The sequence below is a fragment of the Microbacterium sp. 2FI genome (assembly GCF_005502885.1).
Classification (GTDB): Bacteria; Actinomycetota; Actinomycetes; order Actinomycetales; family Microbacteriaceae; genus Microbacterium.
Genome location: NZ_SCMR01000005.1, coordinates 33,978 through 50,447 on the forward strand (window position 1 = coordinate 33,978; position 16,470 = coordinate 50,447).

Sequence of the window (16,470 nt, forward strand, 5' to 3'; positions counted from 1 at the left end):
GACCTGGGGCTAGCGTGAAGTGATGAGCGCACGCGAGTACGACGTCATCGTGATCGGAGCAGGGGCCGTGGGCGAGAACGTGGCCGACCGGGCGACGCGGGGCGGTATGCGGACCGTCATCGTCGAGGCCGAGCTCGTCGGCGGTGAGTGCTCGTACTGGGCGTGCATGCCCTCGAAGGCGCTGCTGCGCAGCGCCGCGGCCGTGCGCGCCGCACAGGACGTCGACGGCGCCACCCAGGCGGTGACCGGTGCCGTGGACCCCGCAGGCGCCCTCCGTCGCCGCGACCGCATCGCCCACGACTGGGACGACGGGTCGCAGGTGCGCTGGCTCGACGGCGCGGGCATCGACCTCGTGCGCGGCCACGCCTCCTTCACCGGCGTCAAGCGCGTCGACGTCACCGCCTTCGACGGATCGGTCACCGAGCTGGTCGCGCGCCACGCGGTCGTGGTGACGACCGGATCGGCGGCGCTCCTCCCCGACACTCCGGGACTGCGCGAGATCGAGCCCTGGACCAGCCGCGATGCGACAAGCGCCCGCGCGATCCCGGCGTCGCTGGCCATCATCGGCGGCGGTGTCGTCGGCGTCGAGATGGCGACCGCCTACGCCGGCCTCGGGGCGAAAGTCACCCTCATCGCGCGGTCCGGGTTGCTGGGCAACCTCGAGCCCTTCGCGGGAGAGATGGTGGGGGCATCCCTCGCCGATCGCGGCGTCACCGTCCGCACCTCCGTCGAGGTCACCGACGCGCACCGCACCGAGCGCAACGCCGTGCTGAACCTGACCGGCGGCGGGAGGGTCGTCGCGGAGCAGGTGCTCGTCGCCGTCGGCCGCACGCCGCGCACGGGCGACCTCGGACTCGAGCGCATCGGCTTCGAGCCGGGGGCGTGGCTCGCCGTCGACGACACGATGCTCGTCCGCGGCACCGACTGGCTGTACGCGGCCGGAGACGTCACCCACCGGGCCCTGCTCACGCACCAGGGCAAGTACCAGGCACGCGCGGCGGGCGACGTCATCGCCGCCCGCGCTAAGGGGCTCCCCGTCGACGATCGACCGTGGGGTGCGCATGTCGCCACCGCTGACCACGAGGGCGTTCCCGAGGTGACCTTCAGCGACCCCGAGGTGGCCTCGGTCGGCCTCACGGCGGCCGCCGCCGAGGCTGCGGGCCGCCGCATCCGCGTCCTCGACTACGACCTGTCGTGGGTCGCGGGCGCGACCACTCGCGCCGACCACTACGAGGGCCGGGCACGCGCGATCGTCGACGAAGACCGCGGCGTGCTCATCGGCGCGACCTTCGTCGGCCCCGACGTCGCCGAGCTGCTCCACGCGGCCACCATCGCGATCGTCGGCGAGGTGCCGATCGCGCGTCTCTGGCACGCCGTGCCCTCGTACCCGACCCTCAGCGAGGTGTGGCTGCGCTGGCTCGAAGACTACGGCCGCCCGACGACCTGACCCGCGTCAGTGGAAGAAGTGCCGCTCGCCCGTGAAGAACATCGTCACGCCCGCGGCCTGCGCGGCGTCGATGACCTCCTGGTCGCGCACCGATCCACCCGGCTGGATGATCGCGCGGATACCGGCGTCCAAGAGCACCTGGGGTCCGTCGGCGAAGGGGAAGAAGGCATCGGATGCCGCGACCGAGCCCGCGGCGCGATCCCCCGCCCGCTCGACGGCGAGTCGGCATGAGTCGACGCGGTTGACCTGGCCCATGCCGATGCCGACCGTCGCGGACTGCTTGGCCAGCACGATCGCGTTGGACTTGACCGCGCGGCACGCCTTCCAGGCGAAGATGAGGTTCGTCATCTCGTCGTCGGCGGGCCGCTCCCCCGACACGAGCTGCCAGTCCTTCGCGACCGACTCGATGTCGTCGGGGAAGCGGTCGGCATCCTGCAGGAGGAGTCCTCCCGAGACCAGGCGCACGTCCATGCGCTCCTGCTGCCAGTCGGCGGGGAGCTTCAGCACGCGCAGGTTCTTCTTCAGGCGGAAGACCTCGAGCGCTTCGGGCTCGAAGTCGGGGGCGACGATGACCTCGGTGAAGATGTCGCGCAGGTTCTCGGCCATCTTGAGGGTGACGGTGCGGTTCGCGGCGATCACGCCGCCGAACGCCGAGACAGGGTCGCACTCGTGGGCTCGGAGGTGGGCGCTGGCGATCGGGTCGAGCGCGTTGGGCGCAGACACCGCGATGCCGCACGGGTTCGCGTGCTTGATGATCGCGACGGCGGGCTTGACCATGTCGAACGCGGCGCGCAGCGCCGCATCGGCGTCGACGTAGTTGTTGTACGACATCTCCTTGCCCTGCAGCTGCATGGCCTGGGCGATTCCGTGGCCGCCGACGCGTGAGTAGATCGCAGCGCGCTGGTGCGAGTTCTCGCCGTAGCGGAGGGTCTCAAGACGCTCGGCCTTGATCGTGAGGTGCTGCGGCAGGTCGGCGCCGCCGAGCGTCTCCTCGGCGAACCATGTCGCCACCGCGCGGTCGTACTCGCACGTGTGCGCGAAGGCGCGGGCGGCGAGATCGCGGCGCTGCGTGAGCGTCGTGCCTCCCGAGCGCACCGCGTCGATGATCGCGGGATAGGACTCGGGCGAGACGACGATCGCGACGTTGGCGAAGTTCTTCGCCGATGCGCGCACCATCGCGGGGCCGCCGATGTCTATCTGCTCGACGACGTCATCGCCCTGAGCGCCGGAGCGCACCGTTTCTACGAAGGGGTAGAGGTTGACCACGACGAGCTCGAACGGCTGGATGCCGAGCTCGCCGAGCTGCGTCTCGTGGTCTTCGAGGCGAAGGTCGGCCAGGAGACCCGCGTGGACGCTCGGGTGGAGCGTCTTCACGCGACCGCCGAGCGACTCGGGGAACCCGGTGATCGCTGCGACGTCGGTCACGGCGAAGCCCGCATCGCGCAGGAGAGTCGCGGAGCCGCCTGTCGAGACGATCTCGACGCCGGCTGCGGCGAGCGCGTCGGCGAGGGCGAGCAGGTCGGTCTTGTCGCTGACCGAAACCAGCGCGCGGCGGACGGGAACGACGTCGCGGTGACGGTAGAGGGCGGGGTCGTGGCTGGGGCCGGCCATGGCAGGTCTCCTCGAGGATCTGGTGCGAGAGTCAGGGTGCGGTGGATGCGACGGCGTTGAGATCGAGATCGCCGATCGCGATGCGGCGGACGACGTCGATGAGGAGACGTCGCTCGACCGGCTTGATGCGCTCGTGCAGGCTGGCCTCGTCGTCGCCCGTCAGCACGGGAACGCGCTCCTGCGCGAGGATCGGACCGCTGTCGACGCCGTTGTCGACGATGATGACGCTGGCACCGGTCTGCGAAGCACCCGCTGCGAGCGCGTCGCGCACGCCGTGGGCTCCCGGGAACTCGGGCAGGTATGCGGGGTGGGTGTTGATGATGCGGGGCGCCCACTCGTCGACGAGCGTGGCCGGAAGCAGCCGCATGAGCCCGCTCAGCACGACGAGGTCGGGCTGCCACACGGCGAGCTGGGCACCGAGTTCGGCGCCCCACTCCTCACGTGTGGCGAACTGCACCCAGGGAACGAGGAACGCAGGGATGCCGTACTCCTCGGCGTGGGCGAACCCGTCGGCCTCGCGATCGGCGCCGACGACGACGATGCGCGCGGGATAGTCCGGTTCGGCCGCCGCATCCAGCAGAGCCCGCAGATTCGACCCCGCGCCGGAGATGAGGACGGCGACCGTGAGCACGCGGTCAGTCTACCGGCGCGTCGGGGCCGCGCAGTCGTGGCCCGAGGTCGAGCGTCTCGGCGAGGTCGGGGTCGGGCTGCTCGACGGGGGTCGTGTCGCGGTCGTCCGCGACGGGGTCTGGCTGCTCCTGACGGCGCTCGCGGCTCTTCCCCCGCGGCGAAAGCAGCAGGATGCCGGCGCCCAGCGCCACCTCGAGCCCCACGGCGAGTGCGACCGGTCCGGGCGACGGTCCGACCGCAGCGAGCGAGCCCGGGCCGATCGATCCCGACGCGACGAATGCGAGGAGCGCAGCGCCGGAGGCCGCGAGAACGGAGATCCCCGCGGCGATCGCGAGGCGGGCGGCGATCGGGTCTTCGGCCTCGGCGTCCGGGGCGCCGGCCGCCGGCGCGACCAGGCGCGACCGCGCGAACCAGCCCGCGAGCGCCCCGAGCGCGACCGGCAGGAGGGCGAGCAGGAGCAGCCACGACGTGGTGGAGTCGGGCACTGCGCCCAGCAGCGGGATCCCGGGCACGACGCCGGCTTGTGTTCCGGCGGGAGAGACCGTCGTCCCGGTGCCGATCGAGAACCCGGGGCCGGCGATGAAGGACATGCCCCACACGACCGCCGTGGGCAGGTACGCGAGCTGGGCGAGGGTCAGCATCGTCGCGCCGAGCCCGTCGACGTTGCCGGCCTCGTACAGCGCCACGACCTCGCCGCCGCTGGCGAACAGGGCGACCGCGGTCAGCAGCGCACCGAGCCCGATGAGCCCCACGACTACGGTCGCTGCGCCTTGGACGGTGAGTGCCGGAGCGAGCCCCCAGCCGTGCGGCGCCGCCTCGACGCGATCGCGCACCCGGGCGATGACCCCCGACCCGGCCTCGCGCCACTCGGTGGCGATCGCGGCGACGAGCGCAGGCAGCGCGAAGACGAGGACCGGCACGAGGATCGCCTGCCAGAGCGTGACCGTCGCCGCGTCATTGCCGGAGGTGAGGGCGATCAGGGTCGCGAGGGCTGCGTAGACGGCTGCGCCGGTGGCGACGCCCCAGCCCCACGCGTCGGCCTGCGATGCGCGAACGCCCGATCGCGCCGCGAAGACCCCGGTGAACGACGCAAAGGCGAGCGGGGCGAGCGAAAGGGTGAAGGATGCGGCTGCCGGATCGATCCCGGTGGCGGCGAGATAGTCGGCGGGCAGCGTCACCGCGAGCGGCACGAGATTGCCGAACTGCCAGATCGTCGCGCTCGCGGGCCACAGCGCACCCCAGTCGGCGTCGCCGCCGAGCCCGAACACCCACACGAGTGTCAGCGGAGCGAGGGTCGCCGCGATGCCGACGGCCACCGCGATGGCGGCGTCGACGGCGGCGAGGATGACGACGATGAGGCGATGCATGCCCCATCGACCCTACCTACCGCCCGCGCGCCTCCCCGCCCGCGGCACGGCATGTTCGGCGCCGCGACACGCTCGCGCGCTTCGCGCGGTCGAAACCGCCACTCGCTGTCGCTTGATTCGGCCGCGTTCGGCGGTTTCGACAGCGCGACGGCGACTGCGCCCGACGCCTCAGCGCCGGGGCGTCCAGCCCGGCGGCAGCGGTCCGTCGAGCTCGGCACGCTCGCGGTCGACCCGCGCGGACCAGCCCTGTGCGGCATCCGATCCGTCGAAGCCGCCGCGCGCCACCCGGAAGCCGACGTCGTCGTGATGCATCCGCGGCGCGCCGCCGCGGCGCACCGAAGCCCGCACGCTCCAGGCGTCGTCGGCGAATCCACCACCGCGGAATACGCGATAGGCGTCGTAGCGGGCCGGATCCAGCGGGTCCCAGCACCACTCCCAGACGTTCCCGAGGGTGTCGAACAGGCCGTTGAGGTTCGGCATCCGTCCCCCCACGTCCTGCGGCGCGGTCACGCCGTCGGCGGCCGTCCACGCGATCTCGGCGAGCGGGCCGTAATGCGGTGCCGTCGATCCCGCGCGGCAGGCGAACTCCCACTCCGCCTCGGTGGGCAGGCGGAAGCCGTCAGAATCGACGTGCCAGGTGACGTCTTCGCCGTCGAACGAGTAGGCGGGGTCGAGCCCTTCCCACTCCGACGCGGCGTTGCAGAACCGGATCGCGCGCAGCCAGCTCACGTCTGTCGCAGGTCGGCGCGGATGCGCGGCCGTCTCGCCGATGATCTCGCCCAGCTGCTCCTGCGTGACGGCGAAGACGCCGATCTCGAACGGCTCGAGCTCCACCGTCCACCGAATCCTCCGGCGAGCATCGTGGAGAGTCACGGCGCCGGCCTCGATGCGTGCCAGCGCGATGTCGGTCACGCCGCGTTCCTCGCGATCAATCGCCGAGCGGCTCGAGCAGGAACAGCGCGATCTGACGGTCGGTCTTGGTCTGGTAGACGTCGTAGTCGGGCCACACCGCGACCGCCCGCGCCCACCACTCGGTGCGCTCGTCGCCCGAAAGCTCGCGCGCGAGGTAGTCGTGCTTCTCGGCGAGGTCCTGCAGCTCGACGTGCGCGTGGCGGCGCATGTTCTCCGCCCACTTGGGCTCGTCGGGTGCGCCGCCCTTCGACGCGACGACGACGTAGCGACCGTGGTGCTCGACACGCATGAGCGCGGTCTTGCGCAGCGCCCCCGACGTGGCGCCCACCGTGGTCAGCACGATGATCGGCACTCCGCGCAGGAGGTTCGCCTTCTCACCCCCCGACGCTTCGAAGGTCTCGGCCTGCTTGCGGGCCCACTCGGACGTCGACGGCTTGTATTCTCCGGTCAGCGGCATCCCATCACCCTAACCGCGCACGCGCCGGTGGGGCGGAGGAGACGACGAGGGGCGGATGCTGAGCGCAAAGCTCGGCATCCGCCCCTCGTGGTTCGAACTACAGCGCTGCGATGATCTCGCGCATCAGGTCGGCGGTCTCGCTCGGGGTCTTCCCGACCTTGACGCCGGCGGCCTCGAGGGCCTCCTTCTTCGCCTGTGCGGTGCCCGCGGAACCCGACACGATGGCGCCGGCGTGGCCCATGGTCTTGCCCTCGGGAGCGGTGAAGCCGGCGACGTAGCCGACGACGGGCTTGGTGACGTTGGCCTTGATGAAGTCGGCCGCGCGCTCTTCGGCGTCGCCGCCGATCTCGCCGATCATGACGATCGCCTTCGTCTCGGGGTCGGCCTCGAACGCCGCGAGAGCATCGATGTGCGTCGTGCCGATGACCGGGTCGCCGCCGATGCCGATGGCCGTCGAGAAGCCGATCTCGCGCAGCTCGTACATCATCTGGTAGGTCAGGGTGCCCGACTTCGACACGAGGCCGATGGGTCCCTTGCCGGTGATGTTCGCGGGCGTGATGCCCACGAGCGACTCGCCGGGCGTGATGATGCCGGGGCAGTTGGGTCCGATGATGCGGGTCGTGTTGCCCTTGGACTGCGCGTAGGCCCAGGCCTCGGCGGTGTCGCCGACTGGCACGCCCTCGGTGATGACGACGAGGAGCGGGATCTCGGCGTCGATGGCCTCGACCATCGCGCTCTTGGTGAAGGCCGGGGGCACGAACGCGATCGAGACGTCGGCGCCGGTCGCTTCGATCGCCTCGGCGACCGAGGCGAAGACGGGCAGCTCGACGGGGTTGCCGTCGGCGTCGTGGTGGAGCACCGTGGTGCCGGCCTTGCGGGCGTTGACGCCGCCGACGACCTGGGTGCCGGCCTTGAGCATGAGGGCGGTGTGCTTGGTGCCCTCGCCGCCGGTGATGCCCTGGACGATGACCTTGGAGTCCTTGTCAAGGAAGATCGACATGTTTCTGGTTCCTTATCTCAGTCTCAGGCGTTCGCGAGCTCGGCGGCCTTGTCGGCGCCTTCGTCCATGGTCGATGCGAGGGTCACGAGCGGGTGGTTCGCATCGCGCAGGATCGCGCGGCCCTCCTCGACCTTGTTGCCGTCCAGGCGCACCACGAGCGGCTTCGAGGCGCTCGCGCCGAGCTCGGCGAGCGCGCCGACGATGCCCTTCGCGACCGCGTCGCACGCGGTGATGCCCCCGAAGACGTTGACGAACACGCTCTTGACCTGCGGGTCGCCGAGGATGACGTCGAGCCCCGCGGCCATGACCTCGGCCGAGGCGCCGCCGCCGATGTCGAGGAAGTTCGCGGGCTTCACGCCGCCGTGGTTCTCGCCGGCGTAGGCGACGACGTCGAGCGTCGACATCACGAGACCCGCACCGTTTCCGATGACGCCGACCTCGCCGTCGAGCTTGACGTAGTTGAGGTCGTTGGCCTTGGCCTTGGCCTCGAGCGGGTCGGCGGCATCCTTGTCTTCGAGGAGCGCGTGACCGGCGTGACGGAACTCGGCGTTCTCGTCGAGGGTGACCTTGCCGTCGAGGGCGATGATCTCACCCTCCTCCGACAGGATGAGCGGGTTGACCTCGACCAGGGTCGCGTCCTCGCCCTTGTAGACCGAGTAGAGCGTGACGAACACGTCGCTCACCTTGTCGACGAGCTCGGGGGCGAAGCCCGCCGCCTCGGCGATCTCGACCGCCTTCTGCTTGTCGATGCCCTGCAGCGGGTCGACCGCGATACGCGCGAGCGCCTCGGGGCGCTCGACCGCGAGCTCCTCGATCTCCATGCCGCCCTCGACGCTCGCGAGCGAGAGGTAGGCGCGGTTCGCGCGGTCGAGCAGCACCGAGAAGTAGTACTCCTTGTCGATGCGCGCGCCCTGCGCGACCATCACGCGCTTTACCACGTGGCCCTTGATGTCGAGGCCGAGGATGGCCTTGGCCGCCTCGTAGGCCTCATCGGGGGTCTTGGCGACCTTCACGCCACCGGCCTTGCCGCGGCCGCCGGTCTTGACCTGCGCCTTGACGACGACGACTCCGCCGATCTTCTCGGCTGCGGCCCGCACCTCCTCCGGCGTGTCCGCGACGATGCCGGCAAGAACCGGCACCCCGTACTTCTCGAAAAGGTCACGTGCCTGGTACTCGTACAGATCCACAGTGCATTCCTTCGCAGGTGGCGAATGGGGTGGGGTCGACGCGAAAAAAGCGTCTTGACGTCGAGATATCGACCAATCCCCCAGCCTACTACTGGTCGCCCGACGCCTCGAACCGGCGTCGACTAGGCTCTCGTGCGAGATGTCCGACACCACCACCGCCGCTGCCACCCCCGCCCGCACCGCGGTCGTCGCCGCAGCCCTCGAGCTGTTCTCCGCGCAGGGATTCGACCAGACCTCGGTCGAGCAGATCGCGCAGGCGGCCGGCATCTCGCGTTCGACCTTCTTCCGCCAGTTCGGCGGCAAGGACGACGTCGTCTTCGCCGACCACGAGCTGCTGCTCGAAGAGCTGCGCGGAATCCTCGCGCAGCAGCATCCCGATCCGTGGGCTGCCGTCTGCGACGCGTCGGTCCACGTCTTCGAGCACTTCACCGCCGATCCCGAGCTCGCGCGCCGCCGCTACAGCGTCGTGCGCCAGGTGCCGGCGCTGCGCGAGCGCGAGATCGTCACGGTGTTCCGCTACGAGCGCCTCTTCGACGAGTACCTGCGCGGCGCGCTGCCGGGCCTGGACCCCCTCGACGCCGTCGGCTTCTCGGCGCTGGTGACCGCCGTGCACAACCACGTGCTGCGTCAGCTGCTGCGCGGCCCCAAGAAGATTCCGGTGTCGGTGCTGCGCCGCGCCCTCGACGATGCGATGCGCCGGTTCGGCGTCGGGCCCGGCGGCGAGGCGCGCGATGCCGCGGCCGACGACGTCGTCGTGGCCGTGTTCCCCCGCGCGATGCCGACCGCCGAGGTGGCGCGCCGCCTGCAGGAGCGCCTGCACTGACCGCAAAGATCACCCGAAAGGGCTGACCTCGGCCTCTTCTAACCCACCCGAGCGCGGGGCTAGGGTCGAGCCATGACCTCTGTGGACACGACTGCCTCCGCTCCCTGGTTCACGCAGGACCCCGACGCGGCCGTGACGGCCCTCGGGACCGACCGTGAACGCGGGCTCACGCAGGCAGAGGCCGCACGCCGGCTCGCGGAGCACGGCCCGAATGCGATCGCCGCCGAGAAGCCGCCGTCGCTCTGGCAGGTCTCGCTCAGTCAGCTCGCCGACCCCATGAACGTCATGCTCGTCATCGTCGCGGTCATCAGCCTCATCATCGGCCAGGTGAGCGTCGGTCTCGTCGTCGGCGGACTCGTGATCCTGAATGTCTTCCTCGGCGCCAGCCAGGAGATGAAGGCCAAGGCCTCCGTCGACGCGCTGTCGAAGATGCAGATCCCGAGGGCCCGCGTGTTCCGCGATGGCGCCCTCGTGCAGATCGCCTCCACGGATGTCGTGCCGGGCGACATCGTCGCGCTCGAAGCCGGCGATATCGTGCCGGCCGACGGGCGGATCCTGCGCTCGGCGACCCTCGAGACGCAGGAGGCGGCCCTCACCGGCGAGAGCGCGCCGATCCCGAAGGATCCTGCGACGATCGCCGATCCCGACACGACGCTCGGCGATCGGGCGAACTCGGTCTTCCAGAACACGCAGGTCACCCGGGGCACCGCGACCGTCGTCATCACCGACACCGGCATGACCACCCAGATGGGCCAGATCGCGACGATGCTCTCGTCGGTCAAGCAGGCGAAGTCGCCGCTGCAGCGAGAACTCGATTCGCTCACCGGCGTGCTCGGCTGGATCGCGTGGGGCGCGGTCGCGGTCATCGTCATCACGGGCCTTCTCCGCGGTCAGGAGATCGCGTCGGTGATCCTGCTCGGCATCTCCATGGCGATCTCGGCCATCCCCACCGGCATGCCGTCGTTCGTGCAGGCGATGCTCTCGTTCGGCTCGCGGCAGCTCGCCGAGCACAACGCGGTCGTGAAGAACCTCACGGATGTCGAGACGCTCGGGGCGACGAGCGCGATCAACTCCGACAAGACCGGCACGCTCACGATGAACGAGATGACCGTCGAGTCGCTCTACCTCGCGAGCGAGTGGTACTCCGTCGGCGGCAGCGGGTACGAGAAGACCGGCGAGATCCTCCAGGTGGCGGGCAAGCCCAACCCCGACTTCACTCAGCTCGCCCTGGGCCTCACGCTCTGCAGCGATGCGACGGTGTCGGATGACGGCGACGTGATCGGCGACCCGACCGAAGCCGCGCTCGTCGTCCTCGCCGCCAAGATGGGCGCCGATGCCGCGCTCACCCGCGCGCAGTACCCGCGTGCGGCCGAGGTGCCGTTCGACTCGGCGTACAAGTTCATGGCGACGTTCCACGAGGTGACCCGGGACGGCGTCCCACACCTCGTCGAGCTGGTCAAGGGCGGGCCGGACGTCGTGCTCGAGCGCTGCTCGACGGTCGCGACTCCGGACGGCCCGGTGTCGATCGAGACACAGCGCGACGTCGTCCTCGCCGCGAACCGGAAGCTGTCGGAACAGGGTCTGCGGGTGCTCGCCTTCGCGGTCCGCCGATTCGCGCCCGGCACTGCGGTTCCGGCAGACCCGATGAGCGCGGTGATGGACCTCGAACTGGTCGGCCTGGTGGGCATCATCGACCCGCTCCGCCCGTCCTCGAAAGAGGCGGTGCGCATCGCACACGAGGCCGGCATCGAAGTGCGCATGATCACGGGCGACCACGCGATCACCGCCGCGGCGATCGGCGCGAAGCTCGGCCTCGGCCCGGGTGCCGCCAGCGGCGCCGATATCCAGGCGATGACCGACGACGAGCTCAAGGCGGCGCTCCCGAACCTGCACGTGTTCGGCCGCGTGACCCCCGAGGACAAGCTGCGCCTCGCCCGCCTGATGCAGGAGAACGGCGATGTCGTCGCCATGACCGGTGACGCCGTCAACGACGCCGCCGCGCTCAAGCAGGCCGACATCGGCGTTGCGATGGGATCGGGCAGCGAGGTGACCAAGCAGGCCGGGAAGATGATCCTGGTCGACGACAACTTCGGCACCCTGGTCACGGCCGTCAAGCTCGGCCGGGCGATCTACGAGAAGATCGTCAGCTACGTCCGCTACCAGATGTCGCAGCTGTTCTCGCTGGTGCTCCTCTTCCTCGCCGCCAGCCTCTTCAACATCAACCAGGGCGTGCCGCTTCAGCCGATCATGATCCTGTTCCTGAACTTCTTCGTGGCGATCTTCCCGGTCATCGTGATCCTCCTCGATCCGGTGCCCGACAGCATCATGCTCAAGACCCCGCGCGACCCCAAGAAGCCGATCGCCAATGCCGGGGCCATCACACTCTGGTTCATCTACGGCGGACTGCTGTTCCTGATGACGCTGATCCCGCTGCTGATGTACCCCGAGCAGCTCAGCCCCACCGAGCCGAACGTGCCCGTGACGATGACCTTCGTGGTCGCGGCATTCGGCGCCGTCTTCGGCGGACTCGCGATGCGCCGCGACCCGGAGGCGGGCCTCACCGCACCGATCCTCGCAGCCGTGAAGTGGCTGTCGATCCCGGTGGCGCTCACCGTCGCCGTGGTCGAGATCCCCTTCCTTCAGCGGCTCGTCCTCACCACCTCTCTGGACGGCCCCGAATGGCTCATCTGCATCGGGCTCGCCTTGGTCATCCCGCTGTTCGTCGAGGTCGAGAAGTGGATCCGCCGGGCGCGGATCGCAAAGCGCACCGCGGTGCGCGGCTGAGGACACGGACGGATGCTGACGGGAGCGCGCTCGGCGCTGCGAATCGCCGCGGCGGGCGTGCTGGTGACGGCCGTGATGGCGATCGCCGGATGCGCCGGGGGAATCACGCTTCCGACCGCCTCGCCGACGGTCTCGCTGCCCACTGCCCTCCCGACGCGCACGCCCGTAGAGACGCCGACTCCCACGGCCGAGCCCACGCCCACGCCGGAGCCCACACGCACGCCGATCCCACGCCCGACGCGGACACCGTCGCCAGAGCCAACGGCCGAGCCGACCGTCGAGCCGACGCCGACGCCGACACCTGAACCCGTGCCGACGCCGACGGCGGAACCGACCGTCGAGCCGACCGTCGCACCCACCGTCGAGCCTGTGCCCACCGCGATGCCCACACCGACACCGACACCGACTCCCACTCCCACCCCGACGCCTACCGCGACGGCCACGCCGACGCCCTCGCCGACCGCCGACGCGGCACCCGACGATGTCGCACCCGCATCCGCGTGGCTCCCCTGGCTGATCCCGCTGGGGCTCCTCGCGGTCGGTGTCGGAATCGGCGTCTACTTCCTGATCCGCCGCCGCTCGGCCGCCGCAACTCCGCCCGCCGACGGCACGCCGTAGTCCCACGACGGCGCCAGTTTGCGGCATCCGCTGCACAAATCGATGGCGTGGATGCCGCAAACTGCAGCCGTCGTGTGTCGGAGGTCATGGTCATCGACTCGCGCGACATACCGCACGGTCGGTATGCTTGCCCGCAGCGTCGGTGCGGCGTGACGACGAGGAGGTCGTGTGGACATCATCGGAGCCGTCCTCGAGCGCTCGGGGGCACCCGCGCCGTTCGCCGAGTCGAGGCCCTTCACCGTCGGCGCGCTCGAGCTCGATCCGCCCGGGCCGGGCGAGCTGCTGGTGCGCATCGAGGCGGCGGGCGTCTGCCACTCCGACCTCAGCGTCGTCGACGGCAATCGCGTGCGCCCGACGCCCATGCTCCTGGGTCACGAGGCGGCCGGAATCGTCGAGACGGTCGGCGAGGGTGTGACGGATGCCGCACCCGGCGATCGCGTCGTGATGACGTTCCTGCCGCGCTGCGGCGCGTGCGACGGCTGCCGCGCCGACGGCCGGCTTCCCTGCACCCCCGGCACCGCGGCCAACAGCGCCGGCACACTCGTGGGCGGCGGCATCCGTCTCCACCGACCCGGCGCCCACGGCGCGCCCGAAGCCGTCCACCACCACCTCGGCGTCTCGGCGTTCGCGACCCATGCGGTCGTCAGCCGCACCTCGGTCGTGCCCGTCGACGCCGATGTGCCCGCCGAGATCGCCGCACTCCTCGGCTGCGCGGTGCTCACCGGCGGCGGAGCCGTGCTCAACGCCGGCCGCCCGGCGCCGGGCGACGCCGTGGTCGTCGTCGGGCTCGGCGGGGTCGGCATGGCTGCGGTCCTCGTCGCCCTCGCGCTCGGGCATGAGGTGATCGGCGTCGACGCCGTGCCCGCCAAGCTCGACCTCGCCCGCGAACTCGGGGCCGCGCTGGCGCTGAGCCCCGCGGATGCCGTGGACCGCGGCATCCGCGCTCCTGTCGTCATCGAAGCCGCCGGCGCCGTGCGCGCCTTCGAGACCGCGCTCGCCCTCACCGCGCCGGGCGGCACCACCGTCACGGTCGGCCTTCCGGCGCCCGACGCGCGCGCGAGCGTGTCGCCGCTCGTGCTCACCGCCGAGGCACGCACGATCATCGGCAGCTATCTGGGCTCAGCGGTACCCAGCCGCGATATCCCCCGCTACGTCGAGCTGTGGCGGGCGGGGCGCCTGCCCCTGGAGCGCCTCGTCTCGTCGCGCATCTCGCTCGACGGCATCGACGCGGCGATGGACCGCCTCGCCGCCGGCGGCGAACTCCGTCAGCTCATCACGTTCTGAACCCCGAGAGGACCAGCACATGACCCGCACCGCCATCGTCACCGGCGCCGCGCGCGGCATCGGCGCAGCCACCGCCGCACGACTCGCCGCCGACGGCAACGCCGTCGCCGTCATCGACCTCGACGAGGCGCACTGCGCCGACACCGTGGCGCGGATCACGGATGCCGGCGGCCGAGCGATCGGCATCGGCGCCGACGTCTCCGACGCCACAGCCGTGGCGGATGCCGTCGCCCGCGTCGAGGCCGAGCTCGGCGCCCCCACGATCCTCGTCAACAACGCCGGGATCATCCGCGACAACCTGCTGTTCAAGATGACCGAAGACGACTGGGATGCCGTCATGAACGTGCACCTGCGCGGGGCGTTCCTGATGTCGCGCGCGGTGCAAGCCCACCAGGTGAAGGCCGGGTGGGGACGCATCGTGAACCTGTCGAGCACGTCGGCGCTCGGCAACCGCGGCCAGGCGAACTACGCCGCAGCGAAGGCCGGCCTGCAGGGCTTCACCAAGACCCTCGCCCTCGAACTCGGCCGCTACGGCGTCACCGCCAACGCGATCGCGCCCGGCTTCATCGTCACCGACATGACCCGTGCGACGGCCGAGCGGATGGGTGTCTCGTTCGAGGACTTCGTCACCGGCGCCGCCGCCGAGGTTCCGGTGCAGCGCGCCGGCTACCCCGACGACATCGCCGCGGCGGCCTCGTTCTTCTGCTCGGAAGAGGCCGGATTCGTCTCGGGCCAGGTGCTCTACGTCGCCGGGGGTCCGCGCGCATGAGCATCTCGGTGTCTTCGCCGGCAGAGCTCGAGTCCGCGATCGGCCAGACCGCGACCGGCGAGTGGTTCGCCATCGATCAGGAGCGCATCCAGGCCTTCGCCGATGCCACCGAGGACTGGCAGTGGATCCATCTCGATGCCGAGCGCGCGGCATCCGGTCCCTTCGGCGCGACCATCGCCCACGGCTACCTGACCCTGTCGCTCATCCCGCGCCTCACCGCGGGACTCCTCGCGATCGACGGCGCATCGATGATCGTCAACTACGGCCTCGACAGGGTGCGGTTCCTGCAGTCGGTGACGAGCGGGTCGCGCGTGCGGGCCTCGATCGAGGTGACCTCGGTCGAAGCGAGCCTGCAGGGGCACCGCGTCGGAATCGCGACGACGGTGGAGATCGAGGGGGCGTCGCGGCCCGCGCTGGTCGCCGGGAGCATCGCGCTGGTCGTCCCGGCGGCCTGACGCCCGTTATCACGGGCGTAGAGTTCCCGCATGACCACGGCCACGGCATCCCGCGTCCCGATCGCGACGGTGGGGGTGGATGCCGCGCCCTCCTGGCTTTCCGAGAGACTCGCGTCCGGCGCGCACCCCGACGCCGTCCGGGCCTTCGAGCGGGCACGAGAGACGTTCATCGCCGGCTACCGCATCGACATGGGCGGGCTCGCCGGATCCCTCGGCGTCGACCGCACGTCGCTGTTCCGGTGGGTCGGCAACCGGGATGCGCTGCTCGGCGAGGTGCTCTGGTCGCTCGCGGTGCCCACCCTCGTGCAAGCCGAGCGCGCGAGCGAGCGCCTCGCGGGCGGCGAGCGCATCGCCGGCATCCTCGCCCACTTCGTCGACGACCTCATCACCGCCGACTTCTTCCGGCAGTTCCTGCGCCGCGAGCCGGCACGCGCCCTGCGGCTCCTCACCACGAAGGAGAGCCCGATCCAGCGCCGCTATGTCGCCACGAGCGAGTGGCTCGTGCGCCGCGATCTCGGCGACGAGCCCCTCCGCGGTGCGATCGATCCGGCAGGGCTCGCCTACCTGCTCGTGCGCATGTCGGAATCGTTCACCTACGCCGATCTCATCTCGGGCGATCAGCCGAGCTCGGAACGCGCGCGCGTCGCGTTCCGGCTGCTGCTGCGCGTCGACGCGTGATGGGCGCGTTCGCCGTCCGCGCGCCGTTCGGCACGCGCTGGAACGACAACGACCAGTACGGGCACATCAACAACACCGTCTACTACGAGGCGATGGACACTGCCGTCAACGCGTGGATGATCAGCGCCGGCCTCAATCCGCAGGGCGACGCGATCGCCCTGTGCGCCGCGTCGTCGTGCGAGTTCCACGCGTCGGCGTCGTTCCCCGAGCCTCTCGAGGTCGGCATCGGCATCGAGAGCCTCGGCACCACGAGCGTCACATGGTCACTCGGCATCCTGCGCGCGGGTGAGGACGATCCGATCGCGACAGGGCGCTTCGTGCACGTGTTCGTCGACGCCGCCACGCGGCGCCCGACGCCGGTGCCGGCGGCGATCCGCGCCCAGATCGAGGCGCGCCTGCTCGCGTAGTCATCGCGGAACACGGGTGATCCGACAAACCGACCAGGCGG

16 protein-coding genes are annotated in these 16,470 nt (G+C 70.9%); 9 read left to right on the forward strand and 7 right to left on the reverse strand.

All coding sequences use genetic code 11. The annotated features are described in order from the left end of the window. Positions 1 to 22: 22 nt before the first annotated feature. A complete protein-coding gene (locus FFS15_RS06370; RefSeq protein WP_137844182.1) occupies positions 23 to 1,447 on the forward strand; it encodes an NAD(P)/FAD-dependent oxidoreductase in 1,425 nt (474 codons plus the stop codon). Positions 1,448 to 1,453: 6 nt separating this feature from the next. Here FFS15_RS06370 and purH read toward each other — a convergent pair whose 3' ends face one another. The 7 genes from purH to sucC all read right to left on the reverse strand — a co-directional run bounded on the left by purH (position 1,454) and on the right by sucC (position 8,611). Beyond that, a complete protein-coding gene (gene purH / locus FFS15_RS06375) occupies positions 1,454 to 3,058 on the reverse strand; it encodes a bifunctional phosphoribosylaminoimidazolecarboxamide formyltransferase/IMP cyclohydrolase (protein ID WP_137844183.1) in 1,605 nt (534 codons plus the stop codon). A gap of 31 nt (positions 3,059 to 3,089) precedes the next feature. Next, on the reverse strand, positions 3,090 to 3,689 hold the full coding sequence (gene purN, locus FFS15_RS06380; protein WP_137844184.1) for a phosphoribosylglycinamide formyltransferase: 600 nt from the start codon (positions 3,687 to 3,689) through the stop codon (positions 3,090 to 3,092). Positions 3,690 to 3,693: 4 nt separating this feature from the next. Next, the gene (locus FFS15_RS06385) at positions 3,694 to 5,055 is read right to left on the reverse strand and encodes a DUF6350 family protein (RefSeq protein WP_212743119.1); all 1,362 of its coding nucleotides are present in this window, start codon (positions 5,053 to 5,055) and stop codon (positions 3,694 to 3,696) included. 168 nt (positions 5,056 to 5,223) lie between these two features. Then, on the reverse strand, positions 5,224 to 5,967 hold the full coding sequence (locus tag FFS15_RS06390; RefSeq protein WP_137844185.1) for a formylglycine-generating enzyme family protein: 744 nt from the start codon (positions 5,965 to 5,967) through the stop codon (positions 5,224 to 5,226). A 16-nt stretch (positions 5,968 to 5,983) separates the two neighbouring features. Further along, positions 5,984 to 6,424: a nitroreductase family deazaflavin-dependent oxidoreductase gene (locus FFS15_RS06395; RefSeq protein ID WP_137844186.1), complete on the reverse strand. Its 441-nt coding sequence runs from the start codon at positions 6,422 to 6,424 to the stop codon at positions 5,984 to 5,986. A 97-nt stretch (positions 6,425 to 6,521) separates the two neighbouring features. Beyond that, the gene (gene sucD, locus FFS15_RS06400) at positions 6,522 to 7,424 is read right to left on the reverse strand and encodes a succinate--CoA ligase subunit alpha (RefSeq protein ID WP_137844187.1); all 903 of its coding nucleotides are present in this window, start codon (positions 7,422 to 7,424) and stop codon (positions 6,522 to 6,524) included. A 23-nt stretch (positions 7,425 to 7,447) separates the two neighbouring features. Continuing rightward, complete coding sequence (gene sucC / locus FFS15_RS06405) at positions 7,448 to 8,611, reverse strand: ADP-forming succinate--CoA ligase subunit beta (RefSeq protein WP_137844188.1); 1,164 nt, start codon at positions 8,609 to 8,611, stop codon at positions 7,448 to 7,450. A 139-nt stretch (positions 8,612 to 8,750) separates the two neighbouring features. Between sucC and FFS15_RS06410 the strand changes: the two genes are divergently transcribed. The 8 genes from FFS15_RS06410 (at position 8,751) to FFS15_RS06445 (ending at position 16,429) form a co-directional block, all read left to right on the forward strand. Next, entirely contained in the window at positions 8,751 to 9,434 is a 684-nt protein-coding gene (locus FFS15_RS06410; protein ID WP_137844189.1) for a TetR family transcriptional regulator, read from the forward strand. A gap of 72 nt (positions 9,435 to 9,506) precedes the next feature. Further along, positions 9,507 to 12,218 (forward strand): cation-transporting P-type ATPase, encoded by a 2,712-nt coding sequence (locus tag FFS15_RS06415; protein ID WP_137844190.1) that lies wholly within the window; start codon positions 9,507 to 9,509, stop codon positions 12,216 to 12,218. A 12-nt stretch (positions 12,219 to 12,230) separates the two neighbouring features. Further along, entirely contained in the window at positions 12,231 to 12,836 is a 606-nt protein-coding gene (locus FFS15_RS18755; RefSeq protein ID WP_212743120.1) for a hypothetical protein, read from the forward strand. 168 nt (positions 12,837 to 13,004) lie between these two features. Next, positions 13,005 to 14,120, forward strand: a complete 1,116-nt coding sequence (locus tag FFS15_RS06425; protein ID WP_137844191.1) for an alcohol dehydrogenase catalytic domain-containing protein — start codon at positions 13,005 to 13,007, stop codon at positions 14,118 to 14,120. Between the two features lie 19 nt (positions 14,121 to 14,139). Continuing rightward, positions 14,140 to 14,889, forward strand: coding sequence for an SDR family oxidoreductase (locus FFS15_RS06430; RefSeq protein WP_137844192.1), 750 nt, complete (start codon positions 14,140 to 14,142; stop codon positions 14,887 to 14,889). Beyond that, positions 14,886 to 15,344: a MaoC family dehydratase gene (locus FFS15_RS06435; protein WP_137844193.1), complete on the forward strand. Its 459-nt coding sequence runs from the start codon at positions 14,886 to 14,888 to the stop codon at positions 15,342 to 15,344. Before FFS15_RS06430 ends, FFS15_RS06435 begins: the two co-directional genes overlap by 4 nt. Before the next feature lie 30 nt (positions 15,345 to 15,374). Next, a complete protein-coding gene (locus FFS15_RS06440; RefSeq protein ID WP_137844194.1) occupies positions 15,375 to 16,022 on the forward strand; it encodes a QsdR family transcriptional regulator in 648 nt (215 codons plus the stop codon). Beyond that, on the forward strand, positions 16,022 to 16,429 hold the full coding sequence (locus tag FFS15_RS06445; RefSeq protein ID WP_137844290.1) for a thioesterase family protein: 408 nt from the start codon (positions 16,022 to 16,024) through the stop codon (positions 16,427 to 16,429). The genes FFS15_RS06440 and FFS15_RS06445 overlap by 1 nt, the downstream gene beginning before the upstream one ends. The last annotated feature ends 41 nt before the right edge of the window (positions 16,430 to 16,470 follow it).

Bases quoted from the DNA above. Each gene is read 5' to 3' on its own strand.
- FFS15_RS06370 (WP_137844182.1), top strand. From the start codon at position 23: ATGAGCGCACGCGAGTACGACGTCATCGTGATCGGAGCAGGGGCCGTG.
- purH (WP_137844183.1), bottom strand. From the start codon at position 3,058: ATGGCCGGCCCCAGCCACGACCCCGCCCTCTACCGTCACCGCGACGTC.
- FFS15_RS06385 (WP_212743119.1), bottom strand. From the start codon at position 5,055: ATGCATCGCCTCATCGTCGTCATCCTCGCCGCCGTCGACGCCGCCATC.
- FFS15_RS06395 (WP_137844186.1), bottom strand. From the start codon at position 6,424: ATGCCGCTGACCGGAGAATACAAGCCGTCGACGTCCGAGTGGGCCCGC.
- sucD (WP_137844187.1), bottom strand. From the start codon at position 7,424: ATGTCGATCTTCCTTGACAAGGACTCCAAGGTCATCGTCCAGGGCATC.
- FFS15_RS06410 (WP_137844189.1), top strand. From the start codon at position 8,751: ATGTCCGACACCACCACCGCCGCTGCCACCCCCGCCCGCACCGCGGTC.
- FFS15_RS06415 (WP_137844190.1), top strand. From the start codon at position 9,507: ATGACCTCTGTGGACACGACTGCCTCCGCTCCCTGGTTCACGCAGGAC.
- FFS15_RS18755 (WP_212743120.1), top strand. From the start codon at position 12,231: ATGCTGACGGGAGCGCGCTCGGCGCTGCGAATCGCCGCGGCGGGCGTG.
- FFS15_RS06430 (WP_137844192.1), top strand. From the start codon at position 14,140: ATGACCCGCACCGCCATCGTCACCGGCGCCGCGCGCGGCATCGGCGCA.
- FFS15_RS06435 (WP_137844193.1), top strand. From the start codon at position 14,886: ATGAGCATCTCGGTGTCTTCGCCGGCAGAGCTCGAGTCCGCGATCGGC.
- FFS15_RS06440 (WP_137844194.1), top strand. From the start codon at position 15,375: ATGACCACGGCCACGGCATCCCGCGTCCCGATCGCGACGGTGGGGGTG.
- FFS15_RS06445 (WP_137844290.1), top strand. From the start codon at position 16,022: ATGGGCGCGTTCGCCGTCCGCGCGCCGTTCGGCACGCGCTGGAACGAC.